This window comes from Novosphingobium sp. BL-S-20 (assembly GCF_055521635.1).
Genome location: NZ_CM145494.1, coordinates 1,704,570 through 1,722,993, shown reverse-complemented (window position 1 = coordinate 1,722,993; position 18,424 = coordinate 1,704,570). Strand labels below are relative to the sequence as shown.

Below are 18,424 nucleotides of genomic sequence, written 5' to 3'. Positions count from 1 at the left end.
CATCCTTCGTTACTGTGATTTCTGACCGAGGGGGAGCACGTCGCTCGCGGGTGTCCCCAGGGCCGGCAACGGCTTTGGCGTGAGCGGTCGGACCGGGTCCCTGGCAATCTCCTGCCGCAGCAGCGAGATCGCCGCTTCAAGCTGGGCGTCCTTCCCTTCGAACGTGGCGTGCGGCCCGTTCTCGACTTCATAGTCCGGGCCGATGCCGCGTCCCTCGACGATCCAGGTGCCGTCTGCGGCATATTGCGCATTCTCGGCGACGCGGACCGCACCGTTGTCGCTCAAGCGGTTGCGGTCGGACAGCCAGATGCCCGCGCCCGCCGTGCGCTTGCCGACCAGCGGAGCAATTCCCAGCGACTTGATGGCTGCCGCGAAAGTCTCGCCATCGGAATAGGTCCGCTCGTCGATGAGCACGGCAACCTTGCCGCGATAGGCATTTTGCATGTTGGTGGTCGGCACGCCGGTGCCGTCGGGTTTCGCCCAGAAAGCCCAGGCGCGGCGCATCAGCATCGAGATGATCAGGCTGTCGATATTGCCGCCGTTGTTGTTGCGCACGTCGATGACGAGACCGTCCTTGCCCAACTGCGCGAAGTAGTCGCGCGCGAAGGCGGCGATGTCTTCCGGCCCCATGGCCCGCAAGTGCAGATAGCCGATCCTGCCGTTCGAAAGCGTCTGCGTCGCAAGCCGCCGTCCTTCGACGAAGTCGTTGTAACTGGCAGTGACCTCGCCGTCGAAATTCATCGGCTCGACGATCGCGCTCAGCGCTTTGCTGCCCCGCGTGAGATCGAGGCGCACTTCCTGCCCCGCCTTCGCCGCCAGTTCGAGCTGGAGCGCGCCGAGCGAGGCGACCGGGCGGCCGTCGACCCGGCGGATCACGTCACCGATGCGCACGTCCACGCCCGGACGGCTGAGCGGCGGGCGGGTCGAGACGAGGTCCGCTTCCGCGCGGAAGGTGCTGTCAATGCGCAGCCCGCCCGGCACCGGCGTGTAGCGCGCACCGAGGAACGCCATTTCGCTGTTTTCGCCGTCCTTCGGCAAGTCGCCGGGGCGCACCTGGCTATGCAGGATGCCGAGCTGCGAGGCCATCTGGCCCAGGACCGTGTTAAGCTCGGCGCGATGCCCGATGCGGGCCATCAGCGGCTCGATCCGGGCACGAACCCCATTCCAGTCGACCCCGCGCATCGCGGGATCGTAGGCGAAATCGCGGTGCAGGCGCCAGGCATCGACGAACATCTGATGCCATTCCGCCGCCGGGTCGACCGCAAGGCGCCAGTCATCGAGCCGGACGACCACGGGTTCGAGCTTTTCGGGCAGCTTGTTCTTCGCGGGAACCAGCATCAGTTTCGGTTTTTTTGGCTGGCCCGGTCACGACCAGGAGCGTCTTGCCGTCTGCGGAAATGTCCGCAGCCTGCACCTTCTCGGCAAAGGTCTCGACTTTCGGATCGCTCTTGTCGATCGCGATCGAGACGAGCTTGTCGCCCTTGCGGCTATAGAGAAAATCCTTGGAGGCCAGCAGCGTCTCGCTCATGCCCGGCTCGCTCGGCACTTTGTAGAGACGATCCGCCAGACCGCCGAGAACGATGCGGGCAGGCTTGGGCTTCTCGTCCTGCTTACCGTCCTTTCGATCCTTGTCGGTGGCGCCGGGCTTTCCGGTTTCGGCCTTTTCGGTTTCGAGCTTGTCTCCCTCGGGCTTTTCGTCCTGCTTGCGGGTCAGCTCATTGTCCTCGTGGAAGCGGAACCCGGCAGTCGGATCGAGCTGGAGGGCATAGATCTCGCCGCGGTTTGGGAAGGCCACGCCCATGTTGCGATCGCCCCAGGGACTGCCGGGGGTCGGATCGAAATTGCGATCGGACAGGAAGTAGAGCCAGGCGCCGTCTTGCGCGAAAGCCGGAGCATAGTCGTTGTACTTGCCCGACGTCGCCTTGACCCGCGCGCCGCCCGCAAGGTTCTGCACGAAAATCTCGGTGGTGTTGCCGTTGTTGCGGCGCGAGACCTGAGCATAGGCGACATGCGTGGAATCGGGCGAGAAGACCAGGCCCTGGAACGGCTGATCGTCACCCACATCGCTGGCCGCGAGCAAAGTGACGCGGCCGGTGGCGATATCGACCTTTTGCAGGCGAGCCTGCTTGTCCCAGAGAACCAGGGTCTTGCCATCGGGAGACACGGCGAAGGACCAGATATAGGCGTCGTAGCCGCGGGTGACGGCAACCGGCTCGCCCGAACCATCCGCGCGCATCGTGTAGATATCGCCGCGCTCGCCCTGGTCGAGGATCGTGAAGAGACGCTCCCCCTTGGGCGCGGCAACCGCCTGGCGGCCGCGCGCCTGCAGCGGGATAGAGAAGTCCACCCGGCGCAAATGCTTCGGTGCACCAAGGGCGACCCGGCCGCGCGCCGTCACCGCAACGCTTTCGCCGGAAGGCGATATCCGCGCGGCTTCCAGCTGGCTCAGCGGGTCTCCGATCGAACGCAGCCGCATCTGTTCGCGGTCGGTGACGATGTCGATGGAGAGCTTGCGCAGACTGCCGTCGCCGGTGGCGAAGACGTGAATGTCCGCCCCGTTCTGAAGATAGACATCCCCGGCATCGAGGCTCGCCTGAAGCACAGGGAAGGGCAGTTCCGGTGAGAGTTTGGCGAGACCGCTGCCATCCTCTCCCACCGACCAGACCGCATCGGCGCCGCTCTTGTCCGAAATGAAGAAGATGCGGCCGCCATAGGCCATCGGGAAGCGGATCGGCGCGCCGAAGTCGGCCAGCAATTGGACGGCCTCGTCTGTCGATCCGGTCTTCCAGCGCCAGAGCTGCTCCATGCCGCCGCCGCGATAGAGCACCGCGTTGTCACGCGCGCGGGCTGTCAGGCCCTGGCGGCTGAAGAAGAGCGTGCTGCCGTCCTGCCCGTAAGTCGCGTCGTTGGCCCGCCAGAGCGGTATGGGGGTCGCTTCGCCACCGGACGGATCGACGGTGTAGAGTATTTCGCCCTGTCCCGCGCCGGTAAGCCGCGAGGCGTAGATCACCTTGCCCTCAGGCGTCCAACCGACCGTGCGCAGCATGCCGCCCTCGAAAGTGAGGCGGCGCGGCGCTCCACCGGCGATAGGCATGACGTAGACATCCTGATCGCTGTCATAGCTGGCAGTGAAGGCCACCAGCTTCCCGTCGGGCGAGACATGCGCGTCGGTTTCCTCGGCGACGTGGTTGGTCAACCGAGTGGCAGTGCCGCCGCCGCGGCCCGTGCGCCACAAGTCGCCCTCGCTGGCGAAAACGAGCACGTCCCCGCGTGCGCTGGGATATTGATAGAAGCCTTGCTCGGCTCCGGCGGCGGATGAGGCCAGTGCGAGCAGACTGGTCGCGATCACGCGAAAACGATTCATGTAGGAAGCCCCCGTCGAAAACGTCGCGGATGATGGCCCATCTGGTGGGCGCCGCGCAACCGGGCAGACTTCGCCGCCGAGACATTATGGCATCGACAGGACAATCCGTTCGCAGCGTTCCCCGCGCGGGGGAGTGTGCGGGGGAGTGTACGGGGGGAGTGTGTACGGGGCAGGGCGCGAAAACGGCCGATGCATCGGCTTGATGCATCGGCCGCATTCCTTCGCGCTTCAGCCTTTGCCTAGGCGCCGAAGCCGCCGTCGATCGTCTGCAATGATCCGGTGATCATGGCGCCGTGAGGACCGGCGATATAGGCGGCAAGCTCTGCAATCTCGGACGGGGCGGCATGCCGCTTGATAGCCATGAACCCGTGCATCGTCGAAGCCATCGGTCCATCGGCCGGGTTCATGTCGCTGTCCGTCGGTCCCGGCTGAATGCTGTTGACCGTGATGCCGCGATCGCCAAAGTCGCGCGCCAATCCGCGCACCATGCCCTGCACCGCCGATTTCGTCATCGCATAAGCCGCGCCGCCCGCAAACGGCATCCTGTCTCCATTGACCGATCCGATGATGACGATACGGCCGTTGTCGTTCATTCGCCGTGCGGCTTCCACCGATGCGTGATAAGGCGCACGCACATTGACGTCGATCATGCGGTCGATGTCGTCTGCATCGAGAGTCAAGGGATCGCCCAGCACCAGGGTGCCGGCATTGATGACGATGACGTCCAGAGCACCTCGGCTTGCGACCGTGGAGATGAGTGCATCACGATCGGCGCTGTTCGCCTGGATCGCCTTTGCCCCGGTTTCCGCGGCAAGCCCGTTCGCGGAGTCCTGCGATCCGGCATAGGTGAAGGTGACGGAAGCGCCTGCCGCGCTGAAACGGCGGACGATCGCGGCCCCGATCCCCCGGCTGCCGCCGAGCACGAGGACATTCTTTCCGGTAAAGTCATTCATAATCTGTCTCCTCTGGTTCGATTGCCAGCGCCGAAAGATCCCTGAAACGCCGGATCGTCCTCGCTGTCTGGACTTGAAGATGCCGATCATTCATTGTTCGCACTAGACGTCCAATTCCGGACTTTGATGACGGAATATCCGAACGATGATGAAACTCGACGGTATTGCCGCGTTTGTCGCCGCCGTTGACGAGGGGTCGATCAGCGCAGCATCAAGAAGGCTCGGTCATGCAAAATCCGTGGTAAGCGAAAGGCTTGCCGAGATGGAGAGGGTGCTCGGAACGACATTGCTTCAGCGCTCCACGCGGCGACTTGCGCTGACTGTGGCCGGTCAGGCTTTCCTGCCGCGTGCGCGGCGCATTCTGCGCGAGATCGAGGAGGCCTCCGCCGAACTGGAGGCCAACAGCGGCAAGCTCGCCGGGCCGCTGCGTATTTCCGCTCCGGTCGGCTTTGGCACGCTCCATCTCGGACCGGCGATTTCCCGATTTCTTCAAGAGAATCCGGAGATCGAGATGTCGCTCGAACTCGATGACAGTTTCGTCGATGCCGCCACGGGCGGCTTCGATGTCGTTCTCAGGCACGGCGCGCTCGGGGATGGACGTCTGATCGCTCGCCGGCTTGCAACGAGCCGCCGCCTGTTGGTGGCGTCGCCCGCCTACCTGGCCGCCCACGGAATGCCCGCTTCGCTGTCGGATCTGGAGCGTCATCGCGGTATCCTCTATGCGAACAGGTCAGGGGACTGGCGCTTCGACATCGGCTCGGGATGGTCGGTGATCCGACCGAGAACGGCACTGAGGGTCAACAACGGCCTCGTCATGCGCGACGCGGCCCTGGCCGGCCTCGGACTGGCCCTGCTGCCGACCTTCTTCATCCACGAAGAAATCAGGAAGGGCCTGCTAACGGCCGTCGATATCGGATGGCCCGCAGAAGGCGCCGAACTGTTCCTGAGTTATCCGCGCGATCATGGCGCTTCCGCAAAGATCCGGGCACTTGGCGACAGTCTGAGACGCAGCTTTGGCGATCCGCCTTATTGGGAGATACCCTGACAGGTCCTGGCTCCAGTGCGTGCCCGCCGATCGGCAGGCGTCACGCCCCCGGCATAGCACGACATCGACCCTGATGGATCGATGCCGTGCTATGTGGATCGAATGAAAGTTCAGGATCGGGGCGGGAAAACCCCATAGAGCGCAATGTTGGTCTGTACCGCGAGATAGGGGTTCATGATCGAGAATGGGATATTGCTGCCGCTGACGCCCACAGCAACGGAACCCTGCGGTGTGAAGCTGCCGCCGGTTATCGCGACGCCGCCGAGGTTGACGACGGGTCCGGTGGTTCCTGCCGGAGCATAGACCTTCACCTGATTGGGGCCGGCATTCGCAGCGTTGGCCAGCAGCGATCCCTCCGCCGGGCTATTCGTCTGGTTGGTGGTGCCGGTGACCGCCTGGATCGAGCCGCTTGCCGTCGTATTGCCCGGGGTACCCATAAAGCTCGCCGCATGGTTATGGGCAGGCATATTGGCAATCGTCAGTGTTTCCGTTTCGGTCCCGGCGACCTGCCCCCAGACGTAAGTCTGCCCGCTTGCGGTGCTTTGTCCCAGCCCGAGAAAGGACCTTCCAGCTGCGTTCGGCAGGCTGAACGTCGAAACCCCGTTCCCGCCGAATGTGGTTCCTAGCAGGGAAAAAAGCGCCGTGTTCTGGGCGATTCCCATGATTTGCCCATTGCAGGATGCCCAACCCGTAGGAGCAAAATTGAAGCCGACCTGCATTATCTGCCCAACGAACGGTTCGCTCATCGCACCCTCCCTGAATAAAAATCGAATCCAGGACGCGCAGTCCCTGAAAATTCTAAATACGAACTGCCGCAACCCGATATCATTGCCAACATTTACACAAGTTCGGTTTAAAAATTTTAATTCCTGCATAAATTGAAATCAGATCGATCGTAAAATTAACCGATTAACAATCGTATCGACTTCAAATCTTCAGAGAGCGGAATTTACATTCCCAGATGGGAGTGTTTTTGTGCGCAGTATCGGAGCGCCTTATGGGCTTGGCACTCCGGACGCTTCGTGGCGTTGGGGGGAAATGATATGCAGGAGCTCGGGACCGAGTTTCCTCGTTCACGCAACCGCGGATGCTTGCTGTCGATGCGCTGCTCCGCGTTTTATGGCGGCATACAAGCGATCCTGCGCTGGGTTTTGACGCTGTTACTCGTCCTGCTCCCGACGGGGGCCTGGGCCGCCTCGGCAGGTTGCAACGCAATCAGCGGAATGAGCGGCGTATTCACCATCGATAGTGACGGGAATGGTACGGAAAGGTTTACGGACCTTGCCGCCCAACCTGTAAACGATGGCGAAACCATTACCTATTCCTGGTCCGGCAACACGAAAGGCGCCTACGTTTCCGTTCTCTGGACCCAGAGCGGAGGCAATGCCTATGGCCCCGACGCAATCATCGATTCCACGGCATCTTCCGGATCGGGCCACTTCACCCTGACCGGCACGGGCCCCGGCGATTATTTCCAAGTCACCGTCATGGATACGAATTTCGACAGTCAGACCAACGTTGCGGCGCGGAACAGCAGCGTGTCGATCAGCCTGACTTGCGCATCCGGCCCCGTCCTCGGCGTCACGATGAGCCACGCGGGCAACGCGGCTCAGGGCGGCTTGATGAGCTACACGATCACGCCGAGCACGTTGGGGGAGGCGACCACTTCGGCGCCGTTGACGGCCACGCTGAACCTTCCGGTGGGCATGAGCATTTCGAGCCTGATCGGCACGGGCTGGACCTGCTCGGCGGCGGGCCAGACCGGTTCGTGCACGCGGACCGGCAGTTTCGGCCCCGGCACGGGCCCCGTCATCAACCTGATCGCAACGTTTGCCGCCAATGCGGGCACGCCGCTCGTGCCTTCGGTGACCTTGTCCGGGGGAGGGGCGAGTGCTTCCGCTTCGGCCAGCGATTCGACCACCGTGATCCAGGCGCCTACCGTCACCGGCATTTCACCGAACTCAGGTCCGGTCGGCGGCGGCACGACGGTGACGATCACCGGCACCAACCTCTCCAATCCCACCGGCGTCACGTTCGGCGGGATTCCCTCGAGCTCGTTCGTGGGAGGCAGTGCCACCCAGGTCATCGCGGTCGCTCCGGCCGGTAGCGGCATCGTGGACGTGCGGGTCACGACAGTGGCGGGAACCAGCGCAACTTCGGCATCGGACCAGTATACTTACGTGGCCGCACCGGTCGCCGCCAACCTCGATGCGGGGACGGTTGCTTTCGGTGCCGGCACCCCGATCACGCTGACCGGGTCCATTACCGGCAGCCATACGAGCATCGCCATTCCAAGCGGACCGGCCAACGGCACCGTCGCCATTGCGGGCGATGTCGTCACTTATACACCCACCACTGGCTATGCCGGACCCGACAGCTTCACTTATACCGCTACCGGTGTGGGCGGCACCTCCGCCCCGGCGACGGTCAGCCTGATCGTGGCGCAAGGCACCCAGACGATCACTTTCGGCGCCTTGCCCAACGTTTCGATCGCGGCCTCGCCGCTGTCCCTTTCGGCCACCGCCAGCTCAGGCCTTGCCGTCAGCTTCACCTCGCAGACCACGCCGGTCTGCACCGTGTCCGGTACGACGCTCACTTTGCTGCAGCCGGGAACCTGCTCGGTCCAAGCCGATCAGGTGGGTAACGGCAGCTACAGCGCCGCCCCCAGCGTGACCCGCAGCTTTACCGTCACCCCGGCTCCGCTCGCCCTCACTTCGGCTGCGGCGACCGGCCTGATCGTGGGCGGCACGTTCAGCCAGACAACGCGGCTTCCGGCGGCATCGCGCCTTACGCCTATGCGCTCAATGCGGGTGCGCTGCCGCCGGGTACTTCGCTCAATACGGCAACCGGCATCGTGACCGGCACGCCAACGGTAGCTGGCAGCTTCAGTTACCAGATCTCCGCCAGCGACAGTCAGCCGATCACGGCTCTTGGCCCGATCGTCACCGTCGCGATCGCGAAGGGCAGCCAGTCGATCAGCTTCACGTCGAGCGCGCCGTCCTCGGCGGCAGTCGGCGGCAGCTATACGGTCGCGGCGAGCGCCACCTCCGGCCTGGGCGTGACCTATTCGCTGGACGCGGGCAGCACCGGCTGCGCTCTTGCCGGAACCACGCTCACGTTCGCCGGCCCCGGTACCTGCCGGATCAATGCCAACCAGGCGGGCGACGCCAACTGGAACGCCGCCGCGCAGGCCCAGCAGACTTTCACCATCGCCCCTGCCGGTGCAGTGAGTGTCGCACTCAGCTATGCGCCTTCGCCCGCCACGGTGGGAACCAGCGGCCAGCTCACCGTCACCTTCATCAATCCCAATGCCGGAACGACGCCCGGTTTCACCACCTCGCTCCATTCCAACGGCAGCGTGTTCACGCGCCTTCCGGGTGTGGGCGGCAGCTGCGGCATTTCCGCAGGAAACACCTCGGCGCCGAGCGGCACCCAGCTCGACTTCATCAATATCCAGATCCCTACAGGCGTATGCACCGTGACCGTGCCCTACCAGGCCTCGGGTGCCGGGCTGGCCAGCTTCAGCGTCGCCAGTTTCACCCCGGCAGGCTATCCCTCGTCCCCCGGTGCGGTCTCGGCAGCCATCGCCGTGACCCCCACGGTCACCGCGATCTCACCGAGCAGCGGACCGCCCAGCCAGGTGGTGACCTTGTCCGGTACCGGCTTCAGCAGCACGCCCGGCAACAATATCGTCCAGTTCGGATCGGCCGCAGGTAACGTGACCGGTGCCAGCGCCACCTCACTCACCGTCACCGCACCCGCCACCGGCTCGGGCAATGTCATCGTGACGGTTTCCGTCAACGGCCAGACCAGCCCGACCGGCGCAAGCTTCACGTTCATCGACCGGCCCATCGCGGCAGACAAGCCGGGAGTGACGGTCGCCTACAACACCGGGACCGCAATCGACCTCTCTGCTTCGATCAGCGGAGGCCCGCATAGCACCATCGCCATCGCCTCGACCGCGTCGCACGGCACGCTCACCGTTGCCGGGGATGTGGTGACCTATACGCCGACGAGCGGCTATTTCGGCCCCGACAGCTTCACCTACACCGCCAGCGGCCCCGGCGGCATCTCGAACGTCGCCACCGTCAGCCTGACGGTCGCCACCCCGGCCGCCCCGGTCGCTGCCGACCGGTCGGGCCTTGCCGTGGCTTACGGCAGCACGGGCACCGCGATCGACCTCTCCGGGGCGATCACCGGCACCTATTCGAGCATGGCGATCGCCACCGCGCCGACGCACGGCACCGTGAGCGTGGCCGGCAGCGTCGTCACTTATACCCCGATCGCGGGCTATTTCGGCGCCGACAGCTTCACCTATACCGCGACTGGCCCCGGCGGCACTTCGGTGCCGGGAACCGTGAGCCTGACCGTTGCCACGCCCGGCACGCCGACCGTCGCCGACCGGACGGGGGTTGCCGTCGCCTATGGCAGCAGCGGCCAGGCCATCGACCTCTCGGGCGCGGTGAGCGGCGTCCACACCGCGCTCGCCGTGGCCACGCCGCCCGCGCATGGCACCGCCAGCGTCAGCGGCGATACGATCACCTACGTTCCTGCCGCCACGTATTTCGGCCCGGACAGCTTCACCTATACCGCGACCGGCCCGGGCGGTACTTCGGCGCCGGGAACCGTCACCCTGACGGTTGCCACGCCCGGCACGCCGACCGTCGCCGACCGAACGGGGGTTGCCGTCGCCTATGGCAGCAGCGGCCAGGCCATCGACCTGTCGGGTGCGGTCAGCGGAGTCCACAGCGCGCTCGCGATTGCCACGCCGCCTGCTCACGGCACCGCCAGCGTCAGCGGCAATACGATCACCTACGTTCCTGCCGCCACGTACTTTGGCCCGGACAGCTTCACCTATACCGCGACCGGCCCGGGCGGCACTTCGGCGCCGGGAACCGTCACGATCGTCGTCGCCACTCCGGCCGCGCCGACCGCTGCGAACCGCAGCGGGATCGCCGTACCCTATGGCAGCAGCGGCACCGCCATCGACCTCGCCGGTTCGATTACGGGTGTCCATTCGGGCATTGCGATTGCCACGGCGCCGACGCATGGCACGGCCAGCATTGCCGGAGATGTGGTGACGTATACCCCGGCCGCGGGTTACTTCGGCGCCGACAGCTTCACTTACACTGCGACCGGCCCCGGCGGCACTTCGGCGCCTGCCACCGTTACGATGATCGTTGCCACCCCGTCGGCGCCGACGGCCGCGAACCGCAGCGGCGTGGTCGTCCCCTATGACAGCGCGGGCCTCGCCATCGACCTCTCGGCCTCGGTGAGCGGCGTCCACACGGCGCTGGCCATCGCCACGCCGCCTGCCCACGGCACCGCCAGCGTCAGCGGCGATACGATCACTTATGTCCCTGCGGTAGGCTACTTCGGGGCCGACAGCTTCACCTATACCGCAAGTGGACCCGGCGGAACCTCTGCACCGGCCAGCGTGAACCTGATCGTCGCCACGCCCGGCGCCCCCATCGTCGCCGACCGGACCGGGATTGCCGTGCCTTATGGCAGCAGCGGCCAGGCCATCGATCTCTCGGTCTCGGTGAGCGGGGTCCACACCGCGATCGCCATCGCCACGCCGCCTGCCCACGGCACCGCCAGCGTCAGCGGCGATACGATCACGTATGTCCCTGCGGTAGGCTACTTCGGGGCTGACAGCTTCACCTACACGGCGAGCGGCCCGGGCGGCACTTCGGCCCCGGCCAGCGTAACCCTGAGCGTGGCGGTGCCCGCACCGCCGGTGGCTGCAAACCGCGACGGCGTAGCCGTGGCTTACGGCAGCAGCGGCCAGGCCATCGACCTCTCTGCCTCGGTGAGCGGGGTCCACACCGCGATCGCCATCGCCACGCCGCCTGCCCACGGTACCGCCAGCGTCAGCGGTGATACGATCACGTATGTCCCCGCCGCCGCCTACTTCGGCCCTGACAGCTTCACCTACACGGCGAGTGGGCCGGGCGGCACTTCGGCCCCGGCCAGCGTAACCCTGAGCGTGGCGGTGCCTGCACCGCCGGTGGCTGCAAACCGCGACGGTGTGGCCGTGGCCTATGGCAGCAGCGGTACCGCGATCGACCTCTCGGGCGTGGTGAGCGGCGTCCACACGGCGCTTGCCATTGCCACGCCGCCCGCCCACGGCACCGCCAGCGTCAGCGGCAATACGATCACGTATGTCCCCGCCGCCGCCTACTTCGGCGCCGACAGCTTCACGTACACGGCGAGTGGGCCGGGCGGCACTTCGGCTCCGGCAACCGTCGGCCTGGTGGTGGCGACGCCGCCGGCACCGACCGTGCACGACAGGAGCGGCGTCGCCGTTCCCTATGACAGCCCCGGCACCGCGATCGATCTCTCGCCTTCGGTAAGCGGCATCAGCACCGGCCTCGCGGTCGCGGCGGCGCCTGCTCATGGCAGCGTGACGATCGCCGGCAATACCGCGACTTACGTGCCGAACACCGGCTACTTCGGCGCCGACAGCTTCACCTTCACCGCCACCGGCCCCGGCGGTACCTCCGGCACGGCGAGCGTCAGCCTCGACGTCGCGGTGCCCCCGGCGCCGACCGCCAAGGCGGGTACGGGATCGGTGGTCTCCTCCACCCAGGCGCAGAAGTCGGTGGACATCGACCTCGCCGCGCTGGTGGCGGGCGAATATACCGCCGTCGAACTGGCCGGAACCTCCACGCACGGCACCGTGGCGCTGCGCGGCACGCGCAATGCGATCGCGACTTATACGCCCAATCCCGGGTTCTCCGGCACCGACACCTTCGGGTTTGTCGCGGTGGGGCCGGGCGGGCGTTCGGCGCCGGCCACCGTCACCATCACCGTGACCGGAACCGTGCCGACCGCGGCGGCCAAGACCGCCAAGGCGATCGACAACCAGCCCGTCTCGATCGAACTGACCGAGGGGGCCACCGAAGGACCCTTCACCGGCGCCGCGATCGTCAGCATCGCGCCTGCCGACAAGGCCACCGCGAAGATCGTCGAGGAGGGACCGACCGGCGCGCATACCTACCGGCTGGAAGTGACGCCCGCGCCGCACTACGGCGGCACGATCCTCGTCACTTACACCCTGTCGAACCTGTTCGGCACTTCGGCTCCGGCGACCGTGACGATCACCGTCACCGCGCGCCCGGATCCCTCGCTCGATCCGAACATCCGTGCGCTGAGCGATGCCCAGGTCGAATCGACCCGGCGCTTCGCCCAGACCCAGAGCCGCAACTTCCTGCAGCGCACCGAGCAGCTGCATAACGGGGGCGGTTCCGGCAAGGCCCGCATGGGTGTCTCGCTGGGCATTCTCGACATGCGGCGATCGGTATCGGGCGCCTTCGGCATGGGCACTCCGGTCGACGAACTCGAACTGGTCGACCGGATGCGCGGACGGCCCGGCAACTATGCGACCGGCTTCGATCCGCGCGCACCGATGAATGCCCGCACTGCGAATGCAGGGGCCGCAGGTCCGGAAGATAGCGGGCAGGGCGAGGCGCCGAGCAGCGGCACGGAACGTCAGGTGGGTTCGGTCGCCGTCTGGACCGGAGGCCAGCTTGCTCTCGGCACCCGCAACCGCACCAACGACCGCGACAAGATCTCCATCGCCACCAGCGGGCTGAGCGCGGGCGCGGATATCAAGCTCTCGCCCGACGTCACCGTGGGGCTGGGCGGCGGCATGGGCTTCGACGACAGCGAGATCGGCGACAATGCCGCCCGGCTCCATGGCCGCAGCAGCGTGGCCGCCGCCTATGGCAGCACGGCGCCGTTCCCGGGCATGTTCGTGGACTTCGTGATCGGCTACGGAGACTTGCGCTTCAAGACCCGGCGGATCGTCGACGGCGCGCTGACGCGCGGATCGCGCGACGGCTCCATGTGGTTCGGCGCCGCCTCGACCGGCATCGACCGCATCAGCGGCAACTTGCGCTGGTCGCTCTATGGCCGCGGTGAATGGCTGAGCGGCACGCTCGATGCCTACCGGGAGAACGGCGCCGGGATCATGGACCTGCGCTTCGACAAGCGCGACGCCAACTCCCTGGCGGGCGTGCTGGGCGGACGCTTCGAACTCGACAAGCGCCTGCTGATCGGCAGCTTCCGCCCCCGCGTGCGCCTCGAATGGTCGCATGAGTTCCAGGACTCGAGCGCCCAGTTCCTCGACTACGCCGACATTCCGGGCCAGGCGTTCTACGGCATCCGCACCGATGGCTGGACCCGAGACCAGTACGAGGTGGCCCTCGGCGGCGGCCTCTACACCCTCTCCGCCTGGGTCTTCGACATGGAACTCGGCCTGCGCGGCGCCTCCAACCAACGCGACGGAAGACTCACCGTCAAAGTCTCAAAGGACTTCTGATACGAAAACGGCCGGGCCAACCAATGGAAAGCCCGGCCGGATCTTGCTCAAACGCGAATCGGTCGACGGAAATTGGGCGGTAGCCCAAACACCATCGACCGATCCGATATCCCTAGTCCAGAAACGCGCGCATGATCCGAGACCGGCTCGGATGCTTGAGCTTGCGCAGGGCCTTTGCCTCGATCTGGCGGATACGTTCGCGCGTGACCGAGAACTGCTGGCCGACTTCCTCCAGCGTGTGGTCGGTGTGCATGCCGATACCGAAGCGCATGCGCAGCACGCGCTCTTCACGCGGTGTCAACGAAGACAGCGTGCGGGTGATCATTTCCTTGAGGTTCGCCTGGATCGCCGCATCGACCGGGATGACTGCGTTGGCGTCCTGGATGAAATCGCCCAGGCTGCTGTCTTCCTCATCACCGATCGGCGTTTCGAGGGAGATCGGCTCCTTGGCGATCTTGAGAACCCGCTTCACCTTTTCGAGCGGCATCGACAGGCGCTCGGCCATCTCCTCGGGCGTGGGCTCGCGGCCATGCTCGTGAAGGAACTGACGGCTGGTGCGGACCAGCTTGTTGATCGTCTCGATCATATGCACCGGGATGCGGATCGTGCGGGCCTGATCCGCGATCGAGCGCGTGATCGCCTGCCTGATCCACCAAGTGGCATACGTCGAGAACTTGTAGCCGCGGCGGTACTCGAACTTGTCGACGGCCTTCATCAGGCCGATATTGCCTTCCTGGATGAGGTCGAGGAACTGCAGACCGCGGTTCAGATACTTCTTGGCGAGCGAGATCACCAGACGCAGGTTTGCCTCGACCATTTCCTTCTTGGCGATGCGCGCCTCGCGCTCGCCCTTCTGGACCATGTTGACGATGCGGCGGAACTCGGCGAGCTGCATGCCGGTGGCGGCGGCAATGTCCGAAACCTCCAGGCGGATGCGCTCGACCGGATCGGCTTCGGCCTCGGCGAAGGCTGCCCACTTCTTGTCCTTCTTGGACACTTCCGACAGCCAGGTGTCGTCCAGTTCACGGCCGACATAGGTTTCCAGGAAGTCGGCGCGCTTGACCTTGTGACGCTCCGCCAGGCGCAGCATCTGGCCGCCAAGCGCAGTGAGGCGGCGGTTGAAGGCGTAGAGATTGTCGACGAGATATTCGATCTTCGTCGCGTGGAACTTCACCGATTCGACTTGCGCGGTGAGGTCTTCGCGAAGCTGCTGGTACTGGTCTTCCTTGGCAGCGGGGAAGTCGATGCCGAGCGCCAGCGCGTCGAGACGCTCCGACTGGAGACGTTCGAAGGCCTGGAACAGCTCGGTGATGAGCATGAACTTCTCAAGCGCTTCGGGCTTCAGAGCCGCTTCCATCTGGGCGAGGCTGAGGGTGTTGTCCTCTTCCTCTTCCTCGGCCTGGCGCTTGGGGATCGGGTTGCCGTCCTCGTCGAGTTCCTCGGAGTTGTCCTCGTCGGAATCGTCCTCGTCCTTGAACGAAGGGCCGGCAGTCTTCTCGCTGATCTCGCCGTCGTCGTCGCTCTCGCCGTCCTCATTGAGGCTTTCGGGCGCGGGCTCCTTGGAGAGCATGGCGTCGAGATCGAGAATCTCGCGCAGCTGCATCTCGCCGTTGTTGAGCGCTTCGGACCACTGGATGATCGCGTGGAAGGTGATCGGGCTTTCGCACAGGCCCAGGATCATCATGTCGCGCCCGGCTTCGATGCGCTTGGAAATGGCTGCTTCACCCTCGCGGCTGAGCATCTCGGCTGCGCCCATTTCGCGCAGGTACAGACGCACCGGATCGTCGCTACGGCCCAGTGCTTCCGCAGTCTTGGCATCGGCAGTGCGCCGACGGGGACCTTCGCCGCGTTCCGAAAAGTCGCCTTCGCCGTCCTGATCCTCGTCGGAATCCTGGTCCGCTTCGTTCTCGGCGGTGTCGTCATCGTCTTCGTTCTCGACGATCCTGACGCCCATTTCCGAAATCGCGGCCATGACGTCTTCGATCTGATCGTTGGACATCTGGTCTTGAGGCAGCGCAGCGTTCAGTTCGCTGACGGATATCACTCCGAGGCGCTTGGCTTTAGCGATCAGTCGCTTGACCGAACCTCGGTTATTGTCGATCAGCGGTGCGTCGTCTTCCGCGCTGTGATCGTCGTTGCTCATTCGTTAGCCTCTATCCGATACACCCTTTCCACGGCGATCGCTTCACCGGGATAAGGACGTGGGTCTGAAAATGCATTGCCTGACATGGCTGCAAAGCACCAGCCATGTCGTCGGGTGAATTTCGCCCTTCCGCCGTCAGATGTCAGCGGCTTCCGAATTTCATTCCCGGCGCGCTCGGCAGCAAGCTGCCAGCAGTTGAAGAAAAAATACTCGCCAAAGATCGGGTCGACCGAGGCTGAGCGGCTCCGCGCAGGTAGCATTGCAAGTGCATGCCACGCATCGCGGCGTACCTCGTTTCTTTTTTGCGCGGCGCGCTTCCGCCCCTGTCTGCCAAAGCTTTCCGCTAACGGTGCCTGTGAGGCGATCAAGATACCGATCCGGTCATCGCAACCGATGCGAAAAGGCCGGAAATACGCCGCTACAAAGAGATCGATCGAGATTCGTTCCCTCGAACGATCAACGAGAAAGCGAGGCCTTGACCCGCAAAAAGCGAGCCAAGGCCTGACACTTTAACGCTGGATCAGATTGACAGCCGAGGACTTGCCGCGACGATCGATTTCGATCTCGAACTCAAGCTGATCGCCTTCGTACAGGCCGGAAAGACCGGAACGCTCGACGGCACTGATGTGCACGAACGCGTCGGGCTGACCGTCTTCGCGAGTAATGAAGCCGAAGCCCTTGGTCGCGTTGAAGAACTTGACCGTGCCGTTGGCGCGCTCACCAGTCGACTGGCGCTGTGCCGGTGCCGATTCGCGACGCGTTGCAACGATAACTTCGCCGACGATCGACAGGTTGGTCGCGGAGACCTTGCCGCCACGATCGACCAGCTGGAATTCAAGCTGCTGCCCTTCGGCAAGGGTCGTGAGGCCGGCATCGTGGACCGCGCTGATGTGCACGAACGCATCGTCGCCGCCATCTTCGCGCTGGATGAAGCCGAAGCCCTTGTCCGGGTTGAAGAACTTCACCACACCGCTGCCTTCGCCGATCACCTGGGCCGGTGCACCGCCACCGCGCGGGCCGCCGAAACCGCCGCGCTGGCCGCCACCACCGAATCGGTCGCCACCAAACCGGTCGCCGCCGAACCTGTCGTTGCCGCCAAACCGATCATCACCCCCACCGAAGCGGCCATTGCCACCACCGAACCGGTCGCGGCCGTTACCGCGATTTCCTCTGTCAAATGACATGAATAAAAGCATACCTTCACTGCGCTCGGAGAAATTCAACCCGTGCGCGTGAACGCAGCACGCAGGGTATCAGGAACATCGATCCAGAAATTCGACCGCTTCCTGATTATGTCATTTTATCGCTTTAGGCACCGTGTTCAAAGGCCGAAACATCTAAACACTATGCAGCACCTTGCGGCGATAAATTCTTCGCATGCCAAACGCTTGATGCACTGATCGCGCCATTTGACAAAAGTCCTTCAAACTTGACAAAATCTCACCCTTCGCAGGGCCAATCGGTACCTGAAACGGCACCCGAAACTGGATTTGTCTCGTCTCTTGGGTTGCTCATAGCGCAAATAGATCGTTTCGACCATCCGTGAGATTTACGCTGCGATTCATCAACGGACGATCAGGCGAATCCGGCAGGTCGTCGGGTTTTGCGGATTACGGATCGCAGTGCAGGAGCACACGCCCGAGACGGCCTCTTTGTTCCGCACGGGCATGGGCTTGCGCCACATCGCGGAAGGGAAACTTGGCATCGATGGGCGTGTAAATCCGATTATTCTTCGCCAAATTCAACAAATCCGCGATGAGCCGGTAATTCGCAGGCTCGCTTATGACCGGCCCCAGCAGGCAGCCGATCACCGAAATGCGCCGCCTGAGGATGAAGCCGGCGTCAAGTGGCTCATGCCATCCGCCGAATACGCCGACGAGGACGGCCTTGCCACCGTCGCGCAAGGTTTTCAGTCCATCAGAAAGGGCCTGTCCTCCGACATTGTCGATCAGAAGGTCGACCTCGCGCCCGCCGAGCAGGTCCAGAACCTGTTCGCTCGCGGATTGATCGGCTGTGACGATGACATCGCTGAGACCATGTTGGCGAATCGCCTCCAGCGTGGCCCGATTCGAGCCGGTGCCGATCACGCGGGCACCGGCTCGCGCAGCCAGTTGGACGGCTGCCAAGCCGACCCCTCCGCCCGCGCCCGTAACCAGGACGGTCTTGCCCGTTCCGTCCTCGAAGCCTCCGAGCCGCAACGCATGCGCCGCCGTGCCGGGGCCGCAAGGAATGGTGGCGGCCACTGCTGCGGCCAATTCCGGCGGGATGGCCCAGCATTGCGCGGCAGGAACGGCTCTCAGTTCCGCATGGGAGCCCTGGAAGTCGAAAGTGGTGACCCTGTCTCCGACCGAAAAACCCCTGACGGCGGGACCAAGCGCGATGACCGTCCCGGCCGCAGCATAGCCGATGACATGGCCCGGCTCGAACGCGCCTGCGGTGCGCCGGGCGATCAGGTCTCCGCCTTCGATGCTGATTGCCTCGACGCGCACGAGCACTTCGCCGCGACCGGCAACCGGATCAGCGACTTCCCCGATTTCGAACTGGTCGGGCTCGCCGGGGCCACGCAACAGCGCCGCTTTCATATTCGCCTCCT

11 protein-coding genes are annotated in these 18,424 nt (G+C 64.6%); 3 read left to right on the top strand and 8 right to left on the bottom strand.

The annotated features are described in order from the left end of the window. Nucleotides 1-9 precede the first annotated feature (9 nt). From ACZ1II_RS15850 to bdcA, 3 genes are all read right to left on the bottom strand, one after another. Nucleotides 10-1,338, bottom strand: a complete 1,329-nt coding sequence (locus tag ACZ1II_RS15850) for a S41 family peptidase (RefSeq protein WP_465144600.1) — start codon at nucleotides 1,336-1,338, stop codon at nucleotides 10-12. After that, nucleotides 1,274-3,364, bottom strand: a complete 2,091-nt coding sequence (locus tag ACZ1II_RS15845) for a S41 family peptidase (RefSeq protein WP_465144599.1) — start codon at nucleotides 3,362-3,364, stop codon at nucleotides 1,274-1,276. Before ACZ1II_RS15845 ends, ACZ1II_RS15850 begins: the two co-directional genes overlap by 65 nt. Before the next feature lie 239 nt (nucleotides 3,365-3,603). Next, entirely contained in the window at nucleotides 3,604-4,317 is a 714-nt protein-coding gene (gene bdcA, locus ACZ1II_RS15840; RefSeq protein WP_465147314.1) for an SDR family oxidoreductase, read from the bottom strand. 145 nt (nucleotides 4,318-4,462) lie between these two features. Here bdcA and ACZ1II_RS15835 point away from each other — a divergent pair, with 145 nt between their 5' ends. Next, nucleotides 4,463-5,362 carry a LysR family transcriptional regulator gene (locus ACZ1II_RS15835; RefSeq protein ID WP_465144598.1) on the top strand — a complete coding sequence of 300 codons (900 nt, stop codon included), beginning with the start codon at nucleotides 4,463-4,465 and terminating at the stop codon, nucleotides 5,360-5,362. A gap of 110 nt (nucleotides 5,363-5,472) precedes the next feature. On the opposite strand, the gene ACZ1II_RS15830 is transcribed toward ACZ1II_RS15835, so the two are convergent. Further along, a complete protein-coding gene (locus ACZ1II_RS15830; protein ID WP_465144597.1) occupies nucleotides 5,473-6,108 on the bottom strand; it encodes a phage tail protein in 636 nt (211 codons plus the stop codon). A 477-nt stretch (nucleotides 6,109-6,585) separates the two neighbouring features. Between ACZ1II_RS15830 and ACZ1II_RS15825 the strand changes: the two genes are divergently transcribed. Further along, complete coding sequence (locus tag ACZ1II_RS15825; protein ID WP_465144596.1) at nucleotides 6,586-8,220, top strand: IPT/TIG domain-containing protein; 1,635 nt, start codon at nucleotides 6,586-6,588, stop codon at nucleotides 8,218-8,220. Beyond that, nucleotides 8,217-13,688 (top strand): Ig-like domain-containing protein, encoded by a 5,472-nt coding sequence (locus tag ACZ1II_RS15820; RefSeq protein WP_465144595.1) that lies wholly within the window; start codon nucleotides 8,217-8,219, stop codon nucleotides 13,686-13,688. Before ACZ1II_RS15825 ends, ACZ1II_RS15820 begins: the two co-directional genes overlap by 4 nt. A 112-nt stretch (nucleotides 13,689-13,800) precedes the next feature. Here ACZ1II_RS15820 and rpoD read toward each other — a convergent pair whose 3' ends face one another. From rpoD to ACZ1II_RS15800, 4 genes are all read right to left on the bottom strand, one after another. Then, nucleotides 13,801-15,831 carry an RNA polymerase sigma factor RpoD gene (rpoD, locus tag ACZ1II_RS15815; RefSeq protein ID WP_465144594.1) on the bottom strand — a complete coding sequence of 677 codons (2,031 nt, stop codon included), beginning with the start codon at nucleotides 15,829-15,831 and terminating at the stop codon, nucleotides 13,801-13,803. Then, nucleotides 15,828-16,199, bottom strand: coding sequence for a hypothetical protein (locus tag ACZ1II_RS15810; protein ID WP_465144593.1), 372 nt, complete (start codon nucleotides 16,197-16,199; stop codon nucleotides 15,828-15,830). Before ACZ1II_RS15810 ends, rpoD begins: the two co-directional genes overlap by 4 nt. A 141-nt stretch (nucleotides 16,200-16,340) precedes the next feature. Next, entirely contained in the window at nucleotides 16,341-17,015 is a 675-nt protein-coding gene (locus ACZ1II_RS15805; protein ID WP_465147313.1) for a cold-shock protein, read from the bottom strand. A gap of 426 nt (nucleotides 17,016-17,441) precedes the next feature. Then, complete coding sequence (locus tag ACZ1II_RS15800; protein ID WP_465144592.1) at nucleotides 17,442-18,413, bottom strand: quinone oxidoreductase family protein; 972 nt, start codon at nucleotides 18,411-18,413, stop codon at nucleotides 17,442-17,444. Nucleotides 18,414-18,424 lie beyond the last annotated feature (11 nt).

Coding starts and splice junctions, on each gene's coding strand:
- ACZ1II_RS15830 (WP_465144597.1), bottom strand. CDS start 6,108: ATGAGCGAACCGTTCGTTGGGCAGATAATGCAGGTCGGCTTCAATTTT.
- bdcA (WP_465147314.1), bottom strand. CDS start 4,317: ATGAATGACTTTACCGGAAAGAATGTCCTCGTGCTCGGCGGCAGCCGG.
- ACZ1II_RS15845 (WP_465144599.1), bottom strand. CDS start 3,364: ATGAATCGTTTTCGCGTGATCGCGACCAGTCTGCTCGCACTGGCCTCA.
- ACZ1II_RS15825 (WP_465144596.1), top strand. CDS start 6,586: ATGAGCGGCGTATTCACCATCGATAGTGACGGGAATGGTACGGAAAGG.
- rpoD (WP_465144594.1), bottom strand. CDS start 15,831: ATGAGCAACGACGATCACAGCGCGGAAGACGACGCACCGCTGATCGAC.
- ACZ1II_RS15835 (WP_465144598.1), top strand. CDS start 4,463: ATGATGAAACTCGACGGTATTGCCGCGTTTGTCGCCGCCGTTGACGAG.
- ACZ1II_RS15850 (WP_465144600.1), bottom strand. CDS start 1,338: ATGCTGGTTCCCGCGAAGAACAAGCTGCCCGAAAAGCTCGAACCCGTG.
- ACZ1II_RS15800 (WP_465144592.1), bottom strand. CDS start 18,413: ATGAAAGCGGCGCTGTTGCGTGGCCCCGGCGAGCCCGACCAGTTCGAA.
- ACZ1II_RS15805 (WP_465147313.1), bottom strand. CDS start 17,015: ATGTCATTTGACAGAGGAAATCGCGGTAACGGCCGCGACCGGTTCGGT.